We start from the raw sequence: 20,253 nt of genomic DNA, 5'->3' as shown, positions 1-20,253 counted from the left end.
GGCCTCTGAACCCAGCGCTATCCGCTAAATATCTGCCTCTGCGGCATGTTTCGAGAAAAGGATAGCGTACACTATATTCTATGATAGAGTTGCGGATCGATACCGTGTTGGGGAGCATGAGTATGAAGCGATACGCAACGTTTTGCTGTGGGCTGGCAATGGTTTGGGGCCATTCTGCTGCGGCGCACGGAGTGGGCGATCCCGCCGCCCCGCGCGGGCAAACGGCCGTGGACCCGGCACCCGACGCCCGGTCCGAGAGTGAAAAACTGCCGGATATCGTCGTCACGGCACAGCGTCGCGAGCAATCGCTGCAGAAGGTGCCGATCAGCGTTACCGCCTTCACCGCGGCCAACATTGCGGCACTGACGGCCGAATCGATCGGCGATCTCGACACCTTCACGCCCGGCCTCACGATCAACGATACGTCGGTCACGCAGCCGGGCTTCACCGTCCGCGGCGTGGCGACCGACGATTTCGGGATCGGTACCGATCCCTCGGTCGGGATCTTCATCGACGGTATCTATTCGGGGCGATCGGGATCGTCGCTGATCTTCTTCAACGATGTGGCGCGCGTCGAAGTGCTGAAGGGGCCGCAAGGCACGCTGTTCGGTCGCAACACCTCGGCCGGGGCGATCTCGATCATCACCAACAAGCCGAATGATATCCGCTCGCTGAGCGGCACGGTGCAAGTCGGCAATTTCAAGAAAATCCGCGGCGATGCGACGCTCAATTTGCCGCTCACCGATACGCTGTTCCTCCGCCTCAACGGCGTCGCCAATTACCGCGAAGGCTATCTGAGGGACGCTCTCACCGGCCGGCGACGCGAAAGCGAGAATAACAAATCGGGGCGCGCCGCGCTGCGTTGGGCCCCGAGCGACGCGACCGATTTCGTGCTCGCTTACGATCACGACGATACCGCCAAGGACGGCCCGTTCGCGATCGGCATCAGCGACGCGGCGCTCAGTAAAGATCCGCGCGGACCGTATACCAACGACGTCATCGGCGACAAGGAAACGCGCTTGCTCAACGGAGTGTCGTTCACCGCGACGCACCGGACCGGGCCGCTCACCTTGACTAGCATCAGCGCGTTCAAGCACTTCGAAACGCACAATCGCGAAGATGAGGACGGCACCGCCGATCCAACGCGCTATTTCGACACCGAGAATATCGAGAAGAACAGCAGCCTGTACCAGGAGTTTCGCGTCGGCTTTGACAATGACCGGCTGAGCGCGATCGTCGGCGGAAGCTATTTTCACGAACGTGGGCGGCAAACCAGCGCCGCGACGCTGCTCAGCGATTCGGTCGATCGCTTGCTCGACCAGGTGGCCGGTTTCCCGGTCTTCACGATCCTCAACACCTTCGGCGGCTTGCCGGTGTTCGGCCAACAATTCCGCGAGGACATGAACAACCGCGCGGCGAACGATTCCTTAGCCGCATTCGGTGATGCGACCTATAAGGTCACCGATCGGCTGAGCTTGACCGCAGGCATCCGTTACACCCGCGATTTGAAGAAGTTTACGTGGACCAACGGCGGGTTCGACGCATTTGGCTTGGAAACGCTGACCGCGCCGGGCGCACTGTACAATGCCATCACCGATGCGGTCCTTGGCATATCGCCCTTTCCCAATGCTGCATCGATCAGCGCGGCCGACTTCTTTCGCGCGACGGTCGGGCCCAACGGCCTGATCTTCGATGTCGGCGCGCTGGAAGGCGTACCCTTCACGCGGCGCGAAAGCTTCAGCGACGTGTCGCCGCGCTTCGTCGTGCAATACGACGTCAACACCGACCTGCATCTCTATGCGTCGGCATCGCACGGCTATAAGGCTGGCGGCTATAATTCGACCGAGATCAACTCGTTCTTCGCCCCCGAACGGGTATGGAATTTCGAGGGCGGCTTCAAATCCGAGCTGTTCGATCGGCGCGTTCGCTTCAACCTTTCGGGCTATTATTTCAAATACCGCAACCGCCAGTCGATCAGTCTGGAAAACACGGGCGGCGCGTTGCCGCAGTACATCACGCGCTCGGGGGATTCGCAGGCATACGGTGTCGACCTCGATACCCAGTTCGTCGTGTCGCGCGATTTGACGGTCGGCTTCACCGCCGGCGCAATCGACTCGACCTGGGTGACGCGGATCGAGCAAGGCGTCGATATTTCCGGGCAGGCGACGGGCGAACCGGCCTTTCGCGGCGTCGCCAGCGCGCATTACAAGCATGATTTCCGCGCGGGCGGGCTCTTCGCGGACGCAAGCTACAGCTACACCACGAAGCAGCGGATCAACGGCGCGACGCGTGCGATCGACACGGCGATTGCGCCGTTCGTCGATTTCTCAAAGCTTGGTGCGCTCCGCTCGGCACGCAACATCGTCAACGCGCGGATCGGCTGGCGCTTGCCGGGCGATCATGTGACGATCTCGGCTTATGCCGAGAACCTGCTCGACAAACGCTATTACCGCACACTCAATACGATCTCGGCCGATATCTTCCAGACGCCGTACGTGCGCGCGGAGCGGCCGGGTTTCTACGGCGTCGAATTTGGTTTCCGTTTCTAGGAGAGAGACATGCGCAAGATCCTTGCCACATTCGGCTGTGCCGCCATCCTCGCTTCGCTCGCCGGCTGCGGTGCGCCGAAGACCGATGCGCAGGGCTTCGTGATCGATCCGGATTTCGAGAAGAACCTCCAGCAGAAGCTGCTCGACGCGAAGCCGGGCAGCGTGATCGACATTCCCGCGGGCAAATATGCGCTGAGCCGCAGCCTCAGCCTTACCGCCAACGGCGTCACCGTGAAGGGGGCGGGGATGGACAAGACCATCCTGTCCTTCGCGCGCGCCACCTCCGGCGCCGAAGGGATGCTGGTGACCGGCGACGATTTCACGATCCAGGATCTGGCGTTCGAGGATAGCAAGGGCGACGCGCTGAAAATCAACGGCACCAAGAATGCGGTGATGCGCCGCGTGCGCGCCGAATGGACCGGCGGGCCCAAGACCAGCAACGGCGCCTACGGCCTCTATCCGGTGCAAGTCACCAACGTGCTGATCGAGGGTACGGTGGTGAAGGGCGCCTCTGACGCCGGCATCTATGTCGGGCAATCGAGCAACATCATCGTGCGCAACAATCGCGCCGAGGACAATGTCGCCGGGATCGAGATTGAGAATTCCAGCAACGCCGACGTCTATGGCAACACGACAACCGGCAATACCGGCGGCATCCTGGTGTTCAACATGCCCAATCTGCCGGTGCCGGGCAGCAAGACGCGGGTCTACAAGAACACCGTCACCGCCAACAACCATGCGAATTTCGGTGCCAAGGGCAGCGCGGTCAGCTCGGTGCCGCCGGGTTCGGGCGTGATCGTCAATTCCAACGACGAGGTCGAGATTTTCGACAATGACCTGAAGGATAACAAGACCGGCAACGTGCTGATCTCGAGCTATTATTCGACTGGCTTCGATACCAAGAACGGGATCGCCGCGGCCTATGATCCGTTCCCCGAGAACATTTATGTCACCGGCAATCGCTTCTCGGGCGGCGGCGATGATCCGGGGGGGCGTTTCGAGCCGTTGAAGGCGCTGGGTGGCGGTCGGCTGCCGGACGTGTTGTGGGACGGCTTCACCAATCCCAAGCTGAAAAGCCCAGGCATCTGCGTGCAGAACGGCACGGCCAAGCTGCTCAACATCGATGGGCCGGGCAAATCCGCCAAGGCGCGGATCGACACGACGGTGAATTGTGCGCCGGCGACCCGGCTGAAGGAGATCGTGCTGCCTGCGGCGATGACCAAGGACAGCGCCACGTCGTGAGGTTCCCGGTGTTCGCGTATCCCCGCATTGCGCGCCTCCCCGGCGAAAGCCGTGACGGACTATTGACGCGATGTGGCGTGTTGCTCGTCGCGCTCCTCATCGGCGCGTGCAGCACCGCCCCGCGTGCCGTAACCTTCCATGCCGACGACAATCCCGCGAAACTTTCCGACTGGGGCCTGTTCATGCTCGCCGACGGTCGGATTGCGCCGCGCGCCGGGCTGGTCACCTATGAACTGAACGCGCCATTGTTCAGTGATTATGCGCAAAAATGGCGCACGATCTGGATGCCCAAGGGCAACGCGGCGAAATATGATGCGGACCAATGGTTCGACTTCCCGGTCGGCACGATCGTCACCAAGACCTTCTATTATTCAACGCCCGCCAGCGCCGCGGTACCGCAGACCAGCGGCGAGGTGTTGAAGGTCACGCCGGCCAGTTACCAGAATGGCGTGAGCGGGTTGGATTTGCGCCATGTCCGGCTGATCGAAACCCGGCTGCTGGTGAAGCGCGCGGCCGGCTGGGTGGCGTTGCCTTATGTGTGGAATGCCGCGGGCAGCGATGCCACGCTCGAGCGCACCGGTGCCGATATGCCGCTGACCCTGGTCGACGGCGCGCGCCGGGATGCGTTCACCTATACCGTGCCCAACCAGAACCAGTGCGCCGGATGCCATGCGCAGGATTACCGCACCCGCGCGACCAATCCGATCGGCCTTAAGGCACGCCATTTGAACCGCGATTTTCCGGGCGAGGGGGGCGAGATCAACCAGCTCAGGCGACTGGCGGCGCTGGGCTATCTGACCGGGGTGCCGGGGCAGGGCGCGCCGCGCAATGGCGATTGGCACGACGACACGGCCGGTAGCGCGGCTGAGGCGCGTTCCTATCTCGATATCAATTGCAGCCATTGCCACAACCAGCAGGGCGCAGCGCGCACGTCCGGCCTGTGGCTCGACGCGAAGACGGTCGACCCGCGCGTGCTCGGCATGTGCAAGCCGCCCGTTGCCGCCGGGCGCGGCACTGGCGATCGCCCCTTCGATATCGTGCCGGGCCAACCTGATCGCTCGATCCTGCCCTATCGGATGGCCAGCACCGATCCCGGCGCGATGATGCCCGAGCTCGGCCGCAATCTCGCGCACAAGGAAGGGCTCGAACTGGTGATCCGCTATATCAAGACGCTGAAGGGCGCGTGCGACGCGGATGACGGCACCAAGTTGGCCTCGAGATGAGCTGGTCGAACTGGTCCGGCAGCGTGCGGGCGAGCGCGCCGGTGTTGCGCCCGACCAGCGAGGCGGCGCTGGCGGAGGCGATCCGCGGTGCCAGCAGCGTGCGTGCGGTGGGCGCGGGCCATTCGTTCATGCCGCTGTGCGAGACGGACGGTGTCATCGTCAGCCTTGAGGAGCTGCAAGGCACGCTGACCGTGGCACCGGACCGCCGCACCGCGCGCATCCCGGCGGGGTGGAGCATCAAGAAGCTCACCGCCGCGTTGTTCGATGCCGGGCTGGCGCTGGCCAACCAGGGCGACGTCAACCCGCAGTCGCTCGCCGGGGCGATGGCGACCGGCACGCATGGCACCGGCCACGAACTCGGCAACCTGGCGACGTTCGCGCGTGGGTTCCGCCTGATCGGCGCGGACGGCGCGGCGGTGTGGTGCGATGCCGAGACCAATCCCGACCTTTTCCAGGCGCAGCGGCTCTCCCTCGGCCTGTTCGGCGTGGCGACCGAGATCGTCGCGGAGGTGGTGCCGGCATTCCACCTGTCGGAGCGGATCGAGAAGAAGCCGTGGGACGAAATCCGCGAATGCTATGACGATCTGGTCAAGGCTCACCGGCACGTGGAATTCTGGTTCTTCCCGCACGCCGACAGCGTGATCCTCAAGACGCTCGACCTCACCGATCCGTGCGATCCGCCGCCCTCTACCACCGATATGGAGGAAGCGACGTTTCGTCGCGTGCTCAATGTCGGCGCGCTGATCCCGCCGCTTATCCCGACGCTCCAGCGGTTGATGATGAAGACCGAGATGAACGGCAACCGACGCGGCCCGGCGCATGCGATCTTTCCGTCCGACCGCACGATCCGGTTTGAGGAAATGGAATATGAGATGCCGCGCGCGGTCGGACTCGACGCGCTCGAGGAAGTGGTCGGCTGGATCCGTCGCAAGCGGCTGCCGATATCCTTCCCGTTCGAGTTTCGCGTCGTGGCGCCGGACGATATCTGGATGAGCCCGATGAATGCCGGGCCGGTGGCGGCGATCTCGATGCATCAATACGCCAAGATGCCGTGGCGCAAGACCTTCGCCGAGGCGGAGGCGATTTTCCGCGCCGCTGGCGGACGGCCGCATTGGGCCAAGCGGCACACGCTCGCGCGCGGCGACGTCGACACGCTGTATCCGATGGCTGAGCGCTATCGCGAAGTGCGGCGGACGGTCGATCCCGCGGGCAAGTTCCTCAACCCCCATCTGGCGGAGCTGTTTTCCTGATGGACGACCTCCAACTGCACAGCCACCTGATCGGCCAACAGGGTTCGCGCGCCGCGCTCAACACGCCGGTGCTGGTGCTCGACCTCGATCAACTCGATGCCAACATCGCGGCGATGCAGGCGCTGGCTGCGGCGCAGGGCATCGCGCTCAGGCCGCACGGCAAGACGCACAAGAGCGTCGATATCGCGCGCCGCCAAATCGCGCGCGGCGCGGTCGGTGTGTGCTGTGCCAAGATCGGCGAGGCAGAGGTGTTCGCCGATGGTGGCATCCTCGGGCTGCTGATTACCTCGCCCGTCGCGGCACCGGCGGCAATCGTGCGGCTGGCGGCGCTGGCCGGCCGCAGCGCGGGGCTGATGGCGGCGGTCGATGACCCCGGCGTCGTCGCGCGGATGCAGCACGCGCTCGCCGAAGCGGGTACGACGCTCGATGTTGTGATCGACATCGACCCCGGCATCCGGCGCACCGGCGTCGCCTCGCCCGAGGCGGCGGTCGCACTCGCCGAGGCGATTGCGGCGTGCGACAATATCACGCTGCGCGGCGTGCAATATTATTGCGGGATACAGCAGCATGTCGAGGATTATGCCGCGCGCCATGCCGCGATCGTCGAGCGGACCGCTTATCTGTCGCGCGTCATCGCCGCGCTGACCGAGGCGGGCTACCCGCCCGAAATCGTGACCGGATCAGGCACGGGCACGCATCGTATCGATCTCGAACTCGGGGTCTTCACCGAACTTCAGGCCGGTTCGTATGTCTTCATGGACAAGCAATATCTCGATTGCGACCTGACCGGCGACGGTACCGCGCCGTTCGAACCGTCGCTTGCGGTCGATGCGCGCGTGGTCAGCGCCAATCACGACGCGCTGGTCACGATCGATGCCGGGTTCAAGTCGCTGTCGACCGACGGTGGGGCGGCGCAGGTGCGCAGCGGCGCAGCGCCCGAGACGATGGTCATCTTCATGGGGGATGAACATGCCGCGCTCGTCGCGCCGGGGATCGGCCTGGCGCTGCGTCCGGGCGACCTGGTCAGCCTGACCGTTCCGCACTGCGACCCGACCGTGAACCTCTATGACCATTATCATGTCGTCCAGGACGGCACGCTGGTCGAGATCTGGCCGGTCAGCGCGCGCGGACGCGCACGGTGACGGGGCGCGCCGGTCACGTCGCGGCCATTCTGGCCGTCGGCGTGATCGGCGTGCTGATCGCCGGGTTGCAGCCGCAATTGCTTGGCGCGCTGGCGTTGGAAGGTCGTCTTTCGGTCGCGGCGCTGGGCGGCCTCGCCACGGTCGAGCTGCTGGCGATGGGGATCGCAGCGGGCGCTGCGAGCTTCATCCTGCCAGCGCACCGACTGCGCGCGATCGCGTTTTGCGCGCTGCTGGCAACCGGGCTGCTCGATCTTGCCACGCCGCTGTGCAGCGACGGCGGCATTTTCGCCGCCCGGATTGCCGCCGGTCTGGGGGAGGGCGTACTGGTCTGGATCGCAATCGGCTTCATCGTCGGCACCGCGCGGCCCGAGCGCTGGTCGGGAATCTACCTTGCGCTACAGACGCTCGTCCAATGCGCGCTGGCCAGCATTCTCGGCCTGTTTGCAGCGAGCAGCACCTTTGGGTTTGGCACGCTTGGGGCAGTGACGCTCGCTGGCATTCTCGCGTTGCGGTGGATGCCGGATGCGCACGCGGCCAGCGGCGGGGACGCGGAATCCGGGACGCTACCGCACAGTCGCGGGCTACTCGCTTTGGTCGGCGTCCTTCTCTACCTCGCGTTCATCGTTGCAATCTGGGTCTATGTCGAACCGTTGGCGTTGCAGCGCGGCGTGCCGATGCAGACGGTGTACCTGATCGTGCCGCTATCGCTGGCGATGCAAGTGATCGGCGCTGGCGCTGCGACCGTATTGGCGGGGCGTCTGCCGCCACGCACCACGATCCTGTGCGTGGGCGGACTCAATCTCGGATTGCTCGCGGCGATGGCGTGGGCGCCTTCCGGCTTGTTCGTCGTGGCGAGCGCCGTGTTCGGCTTCCTGTGGCTGTTCGCGCTGCCGTTCCAGGTGCCGCTCGTCATCGCCGCCGATCCAACCCGGCGGGCCGCGATGTTGATCGGGGGCGCGCAATTGGTGGGATCGAGCCTCGGCCCGCTGCTTGCAAGCGGATTGATCGCGGATCGCACCGTCACGCCGGTTCTGCTGTTCGGCGCGATCTGCCTCGGCACGGCGGTGTTGGCGCTGGTGGCCGCGGGATCGGTGCGTCATAGCGCCGACGCATGACGACGCCCTTTGTCTCGAAACGCTCGCAACCCAAGCAGGAGCGCGCCCACGCGACCTATGAGCGCTTGCTCGATGTCGCGGGCACTCTGCTGGCCGAGGTCGGGATCGACCGCATTTCGACCAACATGATCTGCGCGCGCGCCGGGCTGACGCCGCCCGCACTGTACCGCTATTTCGACGGGAAATATGCCGTGCTGGAGGCACTCGGACGGCGTCTTATGGCGCGGCAGAACGTCGTGCTCGAACAGTGGATCGCGCGCCATGCCGAGCACGGCGTGGCGGCGTTACGCGACGGGATCGAGGAATTGCTACGCGAAACCGCCGCAGTGACGCAATCCGAGCCGGGTGCCGTCTGGATCCTGCGCGCGCTGCATGCCACGCCGCAACTGGTGCATGTCCGCCTCGAATCGCACCGGTATGTCACCGATCAGCTCGTCGCGGCTTATGCGCGGCACCTTCCGCATGTGGATCGTAGCGATTTGTGGCAACGCCTGCGGCTGGCGGTCGAGCTCGGTTTTGCCGTCGATGAAATGCTGCGGGAAGAGGATCGCATCGCCCCCGAACGCGCCTTCAAGCAGGTTGCAACTTTGCTTCGGATCGATCTCGCCGATTGAGCCTGCACCACCGCGCAGCCGTTTCGTGAAGCGCCGCCGGTCACCAACGCCTTGCGGCCCTGCAACGTGCCAAACGCCCCGGCATCCCCGTCGCCGGGCGGATCGCGGCGGCGCAGATGGAACGCGTGATCGGCTCGGGTGTTGGGGCGAAAGGTGTGGAATGGGGCGCGGCGGACTCTGCCTATAAGGGGTCGCGCAGCCCCCAATCTCGGCCTGATGACGACATACCGGCGCCATGGACGCCAACCTTTAGGAAACGCTCGTGTCCGATATCGCAGGATGGATTGCACCGGTCGCCACGATGATTGCTGCGATGATGACGGCGGCGAATCTCGGCGCGCGGGTTACCGGCTGGGGCTTTGTCGTGTTCACGCTCGGGTCGGTATGCTGGTCGATCGTCGGCCTGTCGACCGGGCAGACCAATCTTGTCGCAACCAACATCTTCCTGACTCTTGTGAATTTTGTTGGGATCTGGCGGTGGCTGGGGCGGCAGCGTGCGTATGAGGATGGTGGCCAGTCAGCCAAGAGCAAGAGCCGCCGCGCGGCCGTACCGTCACTGTTCACCGCGACGGGAATCGCGGGCATGACGGCACGGGACGTGCAGGGGGACGATGTTGGGAAGGCGGTAGAGGCGCTGATCGAGTGCGAGACCGGCGTCGTCAGCTATGTCGTGGTCGCGACCGGCGGACTTGGCGGGATTGCCGAGGAGTTGCGCTCGGTGCCGCGGGATCAGATCACGTTCGGCTGCGATCAGCTCGACCTCGGCCTGTCGCGGCGCGCGTTCGATGCGCTGCCCCCGCTGCCCGCCGGGGACTGGCCTGCGAACGTCTCGGATCAGCGCCCGCAAGGAAAAAGTGCGGAAAACATTAGGGTCGCCAGCACATAAAACGATTTTTTATCGTGCTTTAGCGATCCTCCCTCCGCGCTCTCCAAAGGCATCGGGCATTGCTACAAGTTCAGTGGGGGTGAACCATTTCGCTTCATGCCGTCCGAACACCCGCAGCGACGACGACGACCTTGCCGACGGCGTCACGCTGTACGAGCGCGGTCAAGGCCGGCCTGGCTTGCGCCAGTGTGTAGGACCGGAGCAATCGGGGCGGCAGGTCGCCGTCGGCGGCCTGCGCGAACATCGCGCTCCAGATCGCCATCGCGCGCTCGAGATCGCTTTCGAACAGATGCCGTGCATCGACGCCGATCAGCGCGCCGTTCTTCAGCAGCGGGAGATTGGCGGGAAGTTTGGGCACATCGCCGCCGGCAAAGCCCAGGATGAGGTGGCGTCCGTTCTTTGCCAGCGACCGGAACGCCGGTTCGAAACTGGCACCACCCACCGGATCGAACACCAGATCGACCGCCCCCCCAAGCGTCGCGCGCAGCGTGTCGCGCCAGTCGGGTGCGCGATAGTCGATCGCGAACTCGGCCCCGAGCGCGGTGGCATAGTCGCGCTTGAGCGGTGTCCCCGCGGCCGCAATCACGCGTGCGCCGGCTTTCGCGGCGAGCTGTACCGCAGCGCTACCGATGCCCCCGCCGGCCCCTAGAACCAGCACGCTCTCGCCGGCTTTCAAGCCACCACGATCGAACAGCGCGTACCAAGCCGTCAGATGATCGAGCAGCATGGATGCCGCGACGACGGACGACAGGTAATCAGGGACCGGAATCAGGGCATCGGCGGGGGCAAGCGCGAACTCGGCCAGTCCGCCGCCGGCGAGCAATTGCCAGCTTGCGACACGCCGTCCGACGGCGACGCCGGACACGTTCGGGCCCACCCGATCGACCACGCCGACGATCTCCGCGCCGGGCACATAAGGCGGCGCGGGCCGGTGCTGATAGCCTCCCGCTGCGATCAGCGCATCGACATAGCCGAGCGCGACCGCCTCGACGCGCAGCCGCACTTGGCCTTCGCCAGGTTCGGGCACCGGCACATGCCGAAAATCATAAGCCTCGGGCCGGCCCAGCGCGTCGCTGGTGAGGGCGAGCATGGTCGGCACAGCCATCGGCGTCAGTCCCAATGCGCCTCGAGCCGCGTCAGCCCGCGGAACAGGAAATTCTCGCGCCACGTCGCCGTGTCGAGATCGACCTCCAGACCGGGCAGCACGCTGGCAAGATGCTCGAACGCGATCCGCCCCTCGATTCGGGCCAGCTCGGCCCCCACGCAGAAATGGATGCCGCCGCCGAAGGACATATGGTCGGCGGCACCCCGCGCGATGTCGAACCGCTCGGGTTCGGCGAATTGGCGGCCATCGCGATTCGCTGCGCCGACCAGCGCCAGCACGCGCTGCCCCGCAGTGACCGGGTGTCCCGCAATCGTCGTGTCGTTCAGCGCAGTGCGATAGGTCGCGACCAGCGAGCTTTCGTAGCGCAGCACTTCTTCGTTGGTCGATGCGGCAAGGCCCGTCGGATCGGCGACGAGGCGGTCCCATTGGTCGGAATGGCGGCGCAGCAGGTACAGCCCGTTGCCGATGATGTTGGCGGTGGTCTCGAACCCGGCGCCGAACAAGGCGATCGCCACCGTGGTCGCTTCATGGACGCTCAATCCGTCGGGGGCTTCGCCGGTCTGCGCGAGTGCAGTCAGCAAATCGTCGCGCGGATTGGCCAGCCGGTCCTCAAACTCCGCGAGGAAGAAGGCCTCCAGTTCGTCGATCCGGCGGTTGGCGGTAGCGAGTTCCTGCTCGGTCAGCTTTCGCGCTTCGAACACGACGAAGGCTTCCGGGATCGCTGCGATCAATCCCGCCATCTTGGGGGTTTGATAGTCGATCCCCATCAGTTCGCAGATGACCATGACTGGCAATTGATAGGCGAACTGCGTCATCAGCTCGGCCTGCTTGTCGGCGATGAAGGCGTCGGTGAGTTCCTGACAGATTTCCCGAATGCGCGGCTCGAGTGCGCGCACCCGCTTCGCAGTGAGCGAGCCGGTGACGAGCCCGCGGATCCGCGTGTGCTGGGGCGGGTCCTGCGCGATGAACACCTCGGACAGCCAACGATAGCCGGAATTATCCAACACGTCGAAATCTGGGCCGTAGAACAGCTTCAGGTTTTCCGCGAAGTCACCGGTGCCAAAGTCCTTGCGGTTCATCAGCACTTCGCGAACATGATCGTAGCGCGACACCACCCAGTAACCGAGCTTCGACCAATGGAACGGGTCGTTCTCGCGGAGGTCCGCAAAGATCGGATACGGATTGGTAATCAGCGCGGGCAGGGAAGGGTCGAACGGCGCGATCTCGGCGGTATCGGTCATGGTCCTGTCTCTCCTTTGCCCGGTGATGCGACCCCAGGCTCGATCAGCTTGCGGCGGCTGCGAAATTCAGGTCTTCTGGGTCGGCCTGCCGCGTCATTCGCCAGAAGGCATCGTTGCGCCACGGCGTTATCGCGATGATCCGCCCGCGCGAATTGCGATACCAATTCTCGGCCCCGGGATGTGTCCAAACGAGCTTCTCATGCGCGGCATCGAGCTTGGCGACATAGCTGCGATACACGTCGTCGCGCACTTCGACCGAGGCGGCGTCGTGCGTCATAAGCGAATCGATGATCCGCATCGCATAATGCGCCTGGTTCTCGATGTTGCGGATCATGCTGCCGCCATGTCCGGCACCGACGTTAGGCCCCAATAGAATGAAGAAATTGGGGAAGCCGGGCACCAGCGTCCCGAGATAGGCCGACGCATTGTCGCCGTCCCACACGTCGCGCAGGACGAGACCATCGCGACCGATCACGTCATAGGAGCCGAGCACATTGGTCGTTTGGAACCCGGTCGCCAGGATGATGGCGTCGGCCTTCACTTCCTCGCCCGATGCCGCGACGAGCGTGTCGCCGCGCACTTCGGCGAGATGCTCCGGGATCAGCCGCACATGCGGTTTGCGCAGCGTGCGGAACCAGCCATTGTCGAGCAGCATCCGCTTCAGGAAGGGCGGGTAATCGGGTAACACCAGTGGCAGCAGATCCTGCCGGTCGCCCAATTGCTCCTCATAATATTTGGTGAAGAACTGCCGGTGCCCATCATTGACCGCGTTGATCGATCGCGTCGGATCGGTCCAGTCGGGATCGCGGGTCAAGGTGCCGTGGACGCGGTCGTTGAAGGTCCAGGACAGCCGCTGCTCGACCCAGTGACGGTATAGCGGGAACGCGCGCATCAAATAGCGAACGCCCTCCGGCACCGCTTTACGGAATTGCGGGAAGGGCGCGATCCATTGTTTCGATCGGGCGAAGATCGTCATTTCGGCGACCTGATCGGCGATTGCGGGGGCGACCTGCATCCCCGACGCGCCATTGCCGACCACGGCAACCCGTTTGCCGGAGAGATCGACATCGTCGCGCCAGGCTGAGGTGTGCAGCACCTCCCCAGTGAAGCTGTCGAGGCCGGGGATGTGCGGATATTTCGGGATGTTGAGGATCCCGACCGCGCTCATCACGATATCCGCGACATGCGTTTCGGTGACGCCGTCACCGTTGGTGGTGGTGACACGCCACTTGCTGTCGGCGGCGATCCACTCGGCGCGATCGACCTTGGTGCCGAAGTGCGCGTGGTCGTACAGGCCGAAGCTGCGCGCGGTGTCGAGCAGATAGGCTTCGATCTCGCCCTGCAGCGGGAAATATTGCGACCAGTCGGCCGGCTTGCATGAAAAAGTATAGGTCAGATTGGGCGTATCGACGCCGCAGCCGGGATAGCGATTTTCCCACCACGTTCCGCCGAAATCCGCATTCTTTTCGAAGATCGCATAGTCGATCCCGGCGCGGCTGAGTTCGATGCCCGCACAGATGCCCGAAATGCCGCCGCCGATAACGATCGCCGTCATGCCGGGCTTGGGCGGCGCGGGCCGGGCGGGGGGATCGAGTTGCATCGAAAACGCGACGACATCGCCATAATCCTCGGGCACCGGCTCGCACATGGCGATGCCGAGCATCGCGGCAAGTTCGGCATTGCTGGGGCGCGGTAATGCCAGCGGAGCGCCGGCGGACCAGGCCAGGATGGCGTCATAAGCCGCATCGCGAATCGTGCGCTGGATTTCGTCGCTCAGCCCGCCGCTATCATTGTCGTCTAATCCCCGCCCACGGCGCGGGACGAACGGACCCGTAAGCCACGCCGGATCGCCGGTCAGTTGCACCAGACACATCAGTAACGCCGGGACGTTCGCCGCGTCGATCCCCTGCCGCAGCCGGACCGGATCAAGCTCTTCGCCCGAGGATGGGCCGCTAACTTCCTTTGCCGTCATCGTTTTTCCTGACATGGCACCGACGGCGAAACTCTTACCGTCGATATTAAATAACTACTATATGGTAGCTAAAATCAATTGGATTGACCGCGTGAGCGCCGCGCGATCAGCTTGAAAACACCTCTCGGCGGATGCGCATCCCGGCTTTTTCCCGGTCCCACGTGTCGTGCGTGATGCCTTCTTTGCGCAGATCGCCCTTGAGCACCTTAGCCGAGGGCGTCTTGGGCAATTCGGGCAGGATGCGGATGTAGCGTGGCACCATGAAATACGGCATCTCGCGCATCAGGAACACGGCGAGTTCCTCATGATTGATTGTGCGGCCCGGCACGGGAGCCACGACCACCATCACCTCATCCTCGGAAAATTCGCTCGGCACCGCGATCGCGGCGGCTTCGCGCACGTCAGGATGCGCGCACACCTCGACCTCGACCTCGAACGACGAGATGTTCTCGCCCCTCCGTCGGATCGCGTCCTTCACCCGATCGACGAAATAGAAATAGCCGTCCTCGTCGCGGCGGAAGGCGTCGCCGGTGTGGAACCAGCCGTTGGCCCAGGCCTCGGCGGTCGCTTGTGGGTTGCGGTTGTAGCCGCTGTTCATCGCCCAGGGCCGATCGGTACGGACCAGCATCTCGCCGATCGCGCCGACCGGCACCTCGCAATCGTTGCGATCGACCAGCCGCACTTCGACATGCGGCCGCACCTTGCCGCACGTCCCGCGCTTGACCGGATTGGCCTCCGACACGATCGGCGACGAAATCTCGGTCATGTTGAAGATCGTGTAGATGTCGATCCCGAAGCGTTCGGTGAAGGCCGGCGCGTCGTCGGTCAGCGGCACCATGAAGGCGGCGCGGACGCTGTGGTTACGGTCTTCCGGGCCGGGCGCGCGCTTCATCAGGAAGGTCGCCATTACCCCCAGCAGGAACACCACGGTGGATTTGGTTTGCCGTGCGATGTCCCAGAAACGCTCGGTCGAAAAGGATTCGATCAGCGCGACCGACGCGCCGCGCGCGAGCATCACGAACGGCGGGCCCATGCCGCCGATATGGAAGATCGGCGCGACGCACATGTAGCGGTCATCCTCCCCAACCATCGGCCAGGATTCCGGTCCGGCATTCGAAAACATGTGGAGATAGGAGGACAAAACGCCCTTGGACGGGCCGGTCGTGCCCGAGGTGTAGATGATCGACTGGATGTCCCACGGCTCAATCGGGCGGTCCAGCGGGGCGAGCGTGTCCCCGCCGATCGCGTCGAAGCGCACCACCGGCAATCCGATGTCGGGCGCCACGCCGTTTGTCACGATGACGAGCTGTTGCAGATCGGCGCGATCGATCTCGCCCAGCCGCTCGACCAGATCGGGATGCACGATCATCACCTTGGCACCGGAATTGGCGACGACATGCGCCAGCAGATTGCCGCGGTACGCAGTGTTGAACGGCACGAAGATCGCGCCGAGATAATTGATCGCATAGAAAGCGATCAGCGCGTCGCGCCCGCTCGGCAGCCAGGCCGCGACATAATCGCCTTGCCGCACGCCGAGCTTTTCCAGCCCCGCAGCCTTGTCGATGACGCGGCGGCGCAGCTCGGCATAGCTCCATTCCTCGCCATCTTCGAAGATGACGTGGGTCTTGTCGGGCCGTTCGCTTGCCCAGCGATCGACCAGATAGCGCAGCACGCATTCGTCGCGATTGGGAATGCGCGGATCGCTAAAGTCGCGCGGACGCGCCAGGGTCGTCGTCACAGTCTCTGCCTCCCGAAAAGTGCGTGCCCCGGTGGCCGTCACGCCAGGCCGACAAGTCGCAGACAGGCTTCGACCGCCTGATCGACGACCGTCTCGGCGGAGCGTTTGCTGCCCGGACGATAACAATGGATGATCCAGCTCAGCAGCCCGCCGATCCACACCGACATCGCCGCCGCATTGTCGACGCTCACCGATCCGTCGCGCACGCAATCCTCGATCAACTTGCCGATGCGCAGGTCGAATTCGTGGCGCAGCCGCAGGATTCGCTGCGCATCAGTGCGATCGAGGTTCATCATCTCGCGCTGATAGATGACGAGATATTCGTGCCGCTTGACGATGATCTCGGCGACTTCACGCAGCGATGCCTTGAGTTGGTCGATCGGCTGGCGCTCGATTTCCTCGATCCGGTCGAGCGCGGCGAGCGATTCCTGCACGCCGGCTTCACAGATCGCGCTCAGGATCGCGCTCTTGCCTTTGAAATAGGTGTAGAGAAACGGCTTGGTCGCGCTGAGGCGATCGGCGAGCATTTCCAGCGTCGCCGATTCATAGCCCTTTTCGTAGAACAGGGCGCTGGCTTCCTCCAGGATCCGCGCGCGTTTGAACGCGACGACGCCGGGCTTGATTTCCCGGGCGCTCTGTTCGGAAACCGGCGGCGTTCTGGCGGCGGCGGCGCTGGATTTTGTCATGCGGCCCTTCTGAGAATTTCCAGGATGTCGGCAGGCTGGGTCACCGGACGCGGGTTGGTCCGGCCCCAAATGTCGAGCATGGTATATTCCGCGATTTGCTGGAAGCGCTCTTCGGTGACGCCGACTTCGCCGAGCGTGCGCGGCATCCCGAGCAAACGGATGAAGGCATCGAGGCTTGCGCCCGCAGTGGCATGGGTGTTGCCGAGACAGGCGTTGATGCGGTGCTGACGGCTGTCGTCATGCTCGGCATTCCACTCGAGCACGTACGGCGCCATCACGCACGAACAGTGGCCGTGCGGCACGTTGCAGGTGCCACCCAGAATATGACCGATCGCATGGCTCGCACCCATCGGCACGCCGCCGATGATCGAGATCATCGATTGCCACGCACCGATCTGGCACTTCAGCCGCCCTGCCATGTCGTTCGGATCCGCCTTGGTGCGCGACAGCCCCTCGACCAGCAGGCGCAGCGCATTGTCGGCAAGGCCATCGGCGAAGTCGTTCGACAGTTTGGAGCCGAGCGTCTCGACCGCATGATCGACCGAGCGCACGCCGGTCGACAACCACAGCCATTCGGGCGTGTGCACGGTCATCGCCGGATCAAGCACGACCATGATCGGCGCCATCGTGCGATGCTCATAGCCTTGCTTGTGCGCGGTCACTTCGTCGGTCGATCCCGACAGTGCGTTGAATTCGCCGCCCGACAAGGTCGTCGGCACGCAGATTGTGCGGATGTCCGGGCCGATCTTGACCGGATTGATGACATTGCCCGCGTCGTCGACATAGGTGCGCAGCGGCTCGAAATCCTCGACCGTGCGGACATTGTGCTTCAGCAGCAGCGGGATGATCTTGCCGGCATCGATAACCGATCCGCCGCCGATCCCGACGATCAGATCAGCATCGACCGCGCGCGCGGCCTCGGCGGCAGCCAGAACGTGGGAACGCGGGGCGTGGGAGGAGATGCCGCTGTGCGTGCCGGCGTGGCGATCGCCGAGCGCGGCCTCGATCTTGGTGATTTCGTCGGTTTCGCGGCGGAGCGTGTCAGATGTCAGCAGGAAGACCCGCCGCGCGCCCATGACTTCGGCCTGTTCGCGGACGGCTTCATGCGCCGGTTTGCCCATCGTCACGCGTTCGGTAACGGTAAAGGTCATCTGGCTCGGGATCACGTCTGCCACGGTCATCTCCTGCTACGACGCATATCTTTGCGGTCTTGCGGACATTATGCACATAGGCGTCCTACTAGCTAGTATATTTTTATACCGATGTTCGCAAAATGGATCTTGCGCAGCTTGACCGCGGCAATACCCACAGGTAGCCCTATCTCAGACTCGTCACACTATAGGTCCGCAGTGACGATGGGGGACCACAAATTGAGTTCTGATGGATCAGCAATTGCGTGTCGCTGATGTGCGGGCGCGTGACGTGTCGGAACGCCCGGGGCTGGCCCGCAGCATAAGCGCGGTGGCCCGGTGAGCGGTCCGCTGGCGGGCATCCGCGTGGTCGAATTCGCCGGATTGGGGCCCACGCCGTTCGGCGCGATGATGCTCGCCGATATGGGCGCGGAGGTACTGCGGATCGACCGGCACCGGGGTGAGGCTCTTGGCGGCGGAGACGAGCGCGACGATTTCCTCAATCGCGGTCGCCCCTCCGTCACGGTCGATCTGAAATCGCCCGAAGGCAAGGCGCTGGCGATCGCGGCCGCGACCCGCGCCGACATTCTGATCGAAGGCTTCCGCCCTGGCGTGATGGAGCGCCTCGGCCTCGGTCCGGAGCCCCTGATCGCCGCCAATCCCCGGTTGATTTACGCGCGCATGACCGGGTGGGGCCAGTCGGGGCCGATGACGCACAAGGCCGGGCACGACATCAATTATCTGTCGATGACCGGCGGGCTCAGCCTGATCGGGCCGTTCGACGGGCCGCCGGTGCCGCCGATCAACTACGTCGCCAATTTCGGTGGCGGGGGCATGTTGCTGACGGTGGGCGTGCTCGCGGCGCTGGTCGAACGCTCGGTCAGCGGGCGCGGTCAGGTCGTCGATGCCGCGATGGTCGATGGGGCCTCTTTGCTCGTGACGCAGATCTTCGCCTGGACCGCGATGGGGCGCTGGCGGCCGCAGCGCGGCGGCAATCTGCTCGACGGCAGCGCCTATTTCTATCGCTGCTATCGCACCGCCGACGACAAGTTCGTCGCGGTCGGCGCGCTTGAGCCGCAATTCCATGCCGAGTTGATCCGCGGCGTCGGGCTCGATCCGGCCGAGTTCGGCGATCATCTCGATCCGGTCTGCTGGCCGGTGCGCAACGCCCAATTGGAGGCGATCTTCGCGACGCGCGACCGCGATAGCTGGATCGCGCACTTCGCCGCATTCGATGCGTGCCTCAGTCCGGTGCTGAGCCCGGAGGAAGCGACGCGGCATCCGGCCAATGTCGCGCGCAATGTCCATGTGACGGTGGCAGGGGCGCTGCAGCCTGCCCCGGCGCCGCGCTTCGATCGTACCCCGTCGCCGCTGCCCGCGGCACCCGTCCGCGCCGGTGAGGGTGGGGCAGAGCGTTTGCGCGCCTGGGGGATTGACGCGGCCGGGCTATAAAGCAGGCGACAAGATCGGTCGGAAGCCTGTCCCGTCGCGCACCACGCGCGCGACATGGCTGCCGCCGAAATGCGCCGGGATCAGCAGCGCCTCGCGGTCGGCCGCTTCGCCCAGCACGTGCCGCCGCGTCTCGCGCGCCTGGTCCTGGTCCTCGCAGAACGCGCTATTCCATTCGGGCGCGTAGATTTGCGCGGGGTGGTGCACCACGTCGCCGACGAACATCGCCTCCACCCCGTCCGACGTAACGCGCATCACGCTACTTCCCGGCGTATGGCCCGGCCGCGATTGCAGCACGAACCCCGGCGCAACTTCGAATCCGTCATCGGCCCATTCCGCCCGGCCAGCCTCCAGGATCGGCCGCACGCTATCCTCATACATGCCGCCATTCACCAGCGTGCCGACATAGCCCGGGCCGACGCTCTCGACCTCCGGGTCCCAATAATCGCGGTCGCGCATCGGCAGAACATAGCGCGCGTTGCGGAAGGTCGGCTGCCAGACGCCGTCGATCAGCCGCGTGTTCCAGCCGACATGGTCGACATGGATGTGCGAACACACGGCGGTGTCGATATCCTCAGGCTGAAAGCCGGCGGCGGCGAGGCGGCCGAGGAAATCGGTCTGCAGATGCGCGAAGATCGGCAGATCGGGACGATCCTTGTCATTGCCGGCGCCGGTATCGAAAAGGATGCGCTGATCGCCGGTATCGAGCACCCAGCTTTGCAGGCACGCTACCAGCTTGCCCGAGGCCGGATCGAAATACTCGGGGACGAATTCGCGCTCGCGCCGGTCCCAATCGTCCGCTTGGAAGCCCTGGAACAGTTCGCTCGGCGGGCTGAAGGTGCCGCTCCATTCTTCGATCCGGTGGACCGCAATCTTGCCGATTTGAAAGCGGTCCACCGTGTCTGTCCCAA

General features: G+C 64.4%; 16 protein-coding genes. 9 read left to right on the top strand and 7 right to left on the bottom strand.

Going from position 1 to position 20,253, the window contains the following annotated elements; all coding sequences use genetic code 11:
• The first annotated feature begins 227 nt into the window (after positions 1–227).
• The 8 genes from HMP06_RS10985 (at position 228) to HMP06_RS10950 (ending at position 10,021) form a co-directional block, all read left to right on the top strand.
• Positions 228–2,549, top strand: coding sequence for a TonB-dependent receptor (locus HMP06_RS10985; RefSeq protein ID WP_176497121.1), 2,322 nt, complete (start codon positions 228–230; stop codon positions 2,547–2,549).
• Positions 2,550–2,558: 9 nt separating this feature from the next.
• Positions 2,559–3,791 carry a parallel beta-helix domain-containing protein gene (locus tag HMP06_RS10980; RefSeq protein ID WP_176497120.1) on the top strand — a complete coding sequence of 411 codons (1,233 nt, stop codon included), beginning with the start codon at positions 2,559–2,561 and terminating at the stop codon, positions 3,789–3,791.
• Between the two features lie 80 nt (positions 3,792–3,871).
• Entirely contained in the window at positions 3,872–5,014 is a 1,143-nt protein-coding gene (locus tag HMP06_RS10975) for an SO2930 family diheme c-type cytochrome (RefSeq protein ID WP_232089607.1), read from the top strand.
• Complete coding sequence (locus HMP06_RS10970) at positions 5,011–6,264, top strand: D-arabinono-1,4-lactone oxidase (RefSeq protein ID WP_176497119.1); 1,254 nt, start codon at positions 5,011–5,013, stop codon at positions 6,262–6,264. Before HMP06_RS10975 ends, HMP06_RS10970 begins: the two co-directional genes overlap by 4 nt.
• Positions 6,264–7,406: a DSD1 family PLP-dependent enzyme gene (locus tag HMP06_RS10965; RefSeq protein ID WP_176497118.1), complete on the top strand. Its 1,143-nt coding sequence runs from the start codon at positions 6,264–6,266 to the stop codon at positions 7,404–7,406. The genes HMP06_RS10970 and HMP06_RS10965 overlap by 1 nt, the downstream gene beginning before the upstream one ends.
• The gene (locus HMP06_RS10960) at positions 7,403–8,521 is read left to right on the top strand and encodes an MFS transporter (RefSeq protein ID WP_176497117.1); all 1,119 of its coding nucleotides are present in this window, start codon (positions 7,403–7,405) and stop codon (positions 8,519–8,521) included. Before HMP06_RS10965 ends, HMP06_RS10960 begins: the two co-directional genes overlap by 4 nt.
• Positions 8,518–9,135 carry a TetR/AcrR family transcriptional regulator gene (locus HMP06_RS10955; RefSeq protein WP_176497116.1) on the top strand — a complete coding sequence of 206 codons (618 nt, stop codon included), beginning with the start codon at positions 8,518–8,520 and terminating at the stop codon, positions 9,133–9,135. The genes HMP06_RS10960 and HMP06_RS10955 overlap by 4 nt, the downstream gene beginning before the upstream one ends.
• A 262-nt stretch (positions 9,136–9,397) precedes the next feature.
• Positions 9,398–10,021 carry a PRC-barrel domain-containing protein gene (locus HMP06_RS10950; RefSeq protein ID WP_443026479.1) on the top strand — a complete coding sequence of 208 codons (624 nt, stop codon included), beginning with the start codon at positions 9,398–9,400 and terminating at the stop codon, positions 10,019–10,021.
• A gap of 94 nt (positions 10,022–10,115) precedes the next feature.
• On the opposite strand, the gene HMP06_RS10945 is transcribed toward HMP06_RS10950, so the two are convergent.
• The 6 genes from HMP06_RS10945 to HMP06_RS10920 all read right to left on the bottom strand — a co-directional run bounded on the left by HMP06_RS10945 (position 10,116) and on the right by HMP06_RS10920 (position 17,944).
• The gene (locus tag HMP06_RS10945) at positions 10,116–11,126 is read right to left on the bottom strand and encodes an NADPH:quinone oxidoreductase family protein (RefSeq protein ID WP_176497115.1); all 1,011 of its coding nucleotides are present in this window, start codon (positions 11,124–11,126) and stop codon (positions 10,116–10,118) included.
• Between the two features lie 5 nt (positions 11,127–11,131).
• On the bottom strand, positions 11,132–12,367 hold the full coding sequence (locus HMP06_RS10940) for a cytochrome P450 (RefSeq protein WP_176497114.1): 1,236 nt from the start codon (positions 12,365–12,367) through the stop codon (positions 11,132–11,134).
• Between the two features lie 43 nt (positions 12,368–12,410).
• On the bottom strand, positions 12,411–14,339 hold the full coding sequence (locus tag HMP06_RS10935; RefSeq protein WP_176497113.1) for a flavin-containing monooxygenase: 1,929 nt from the start codon (positions 14,337–14,339) through the stop codon (positions 12,411–12,413).
• Positions 14,340–14,445: 106 nt separating this feature from the next.
• Complete coding sequence (locus tag HMP06_RS10930) at positions 14,446–16,077, bottom strand: AMP-binding protein (RefSeq protein WP_232089605.1); 1,632 nt, start codon at positions 16,075–16,077, stop codon at positions 14,446–14,448.
• Positions 16,078–16,115: 38 nt separating this feature from the next.
• Positions 16,116–16,763 carry a TetR/AcrR family transcriptional regulator gene (locus tag HMP06_RS10925; protein WP_176497112.1) on the bottom strand — a complete coding sequence of 216 codons (648 nt, stop codon included), beginning with the start codon at positions 16,761–16,763 and terminating at the stop codon, positions 16,116–16,118.
• The gene (locus HMP06_RS10920; RefSeq protein ID WP_232089603.1) at positions 16,760–17,944 is read right to left on the bottom strand and encodes an iron-containing alcohol dehydrogenase; all 1,185 of its coding nucleotides are present in this window, start codon (positions 17,942–17,944) and stop codon (positions 16,760–16,762) included. The genes HMP06_RS10925 and HMP06_RS10920 overlap by 4 nt, the downstream gene beginning before the upstream one ends.
• 288 nt (positions 17,945–18,232) lie before the next feature.
• Here HMP06_RS10920 and HMP06_RS10915 point away from each other — a divergent pair, with 288 nt between their 5' ends.
• Positions 18,233–19,345, top strand: a complete 1,113-nt coding sequence (locus HMP06_RS10915) for a CaiB/BaiF CoA transferase family protein (RefSeq protein ID WP_197940682.1) — start codon at positions 18,233–18,235, stop codon at positions 19,343–19,345.
• Here HMP06_RS10915 and HMP06_RS10910 read toward each other — a convergent pair.
• On the bottom strand, positions 19,340–20,239 hold the full coding sequence (locus HMP06_RS10910; RefSeq protein ID WP_176497111.1) for an MBL fold metallo-hydrolase: 900 nt from the start codon (positions 20,237–20,239) through the stop codon (positions 19,340–19,342). The genes HMP06_RS10915 and HMP06_RS10910 overlap by 6 nt on opposite strands.
• Between the last annotated feature and the right edge of the window lie 14 nt (positions 20,240–20,253).

Source organism: Sphingomonas sp. HMP6, from assembly GCF_013374095.1.
Lineage (GTDB): Bacteria > Pseudomonadota > Alphaproteobacteria > Sphingomonadales > Sphingomonadaceae > Sphingomonas.
The sequence above is the reverse complement of the archived record's forward strand: the minus strand, read 5'-3'. Positions and strand labels throughout refer to the sequence as shown.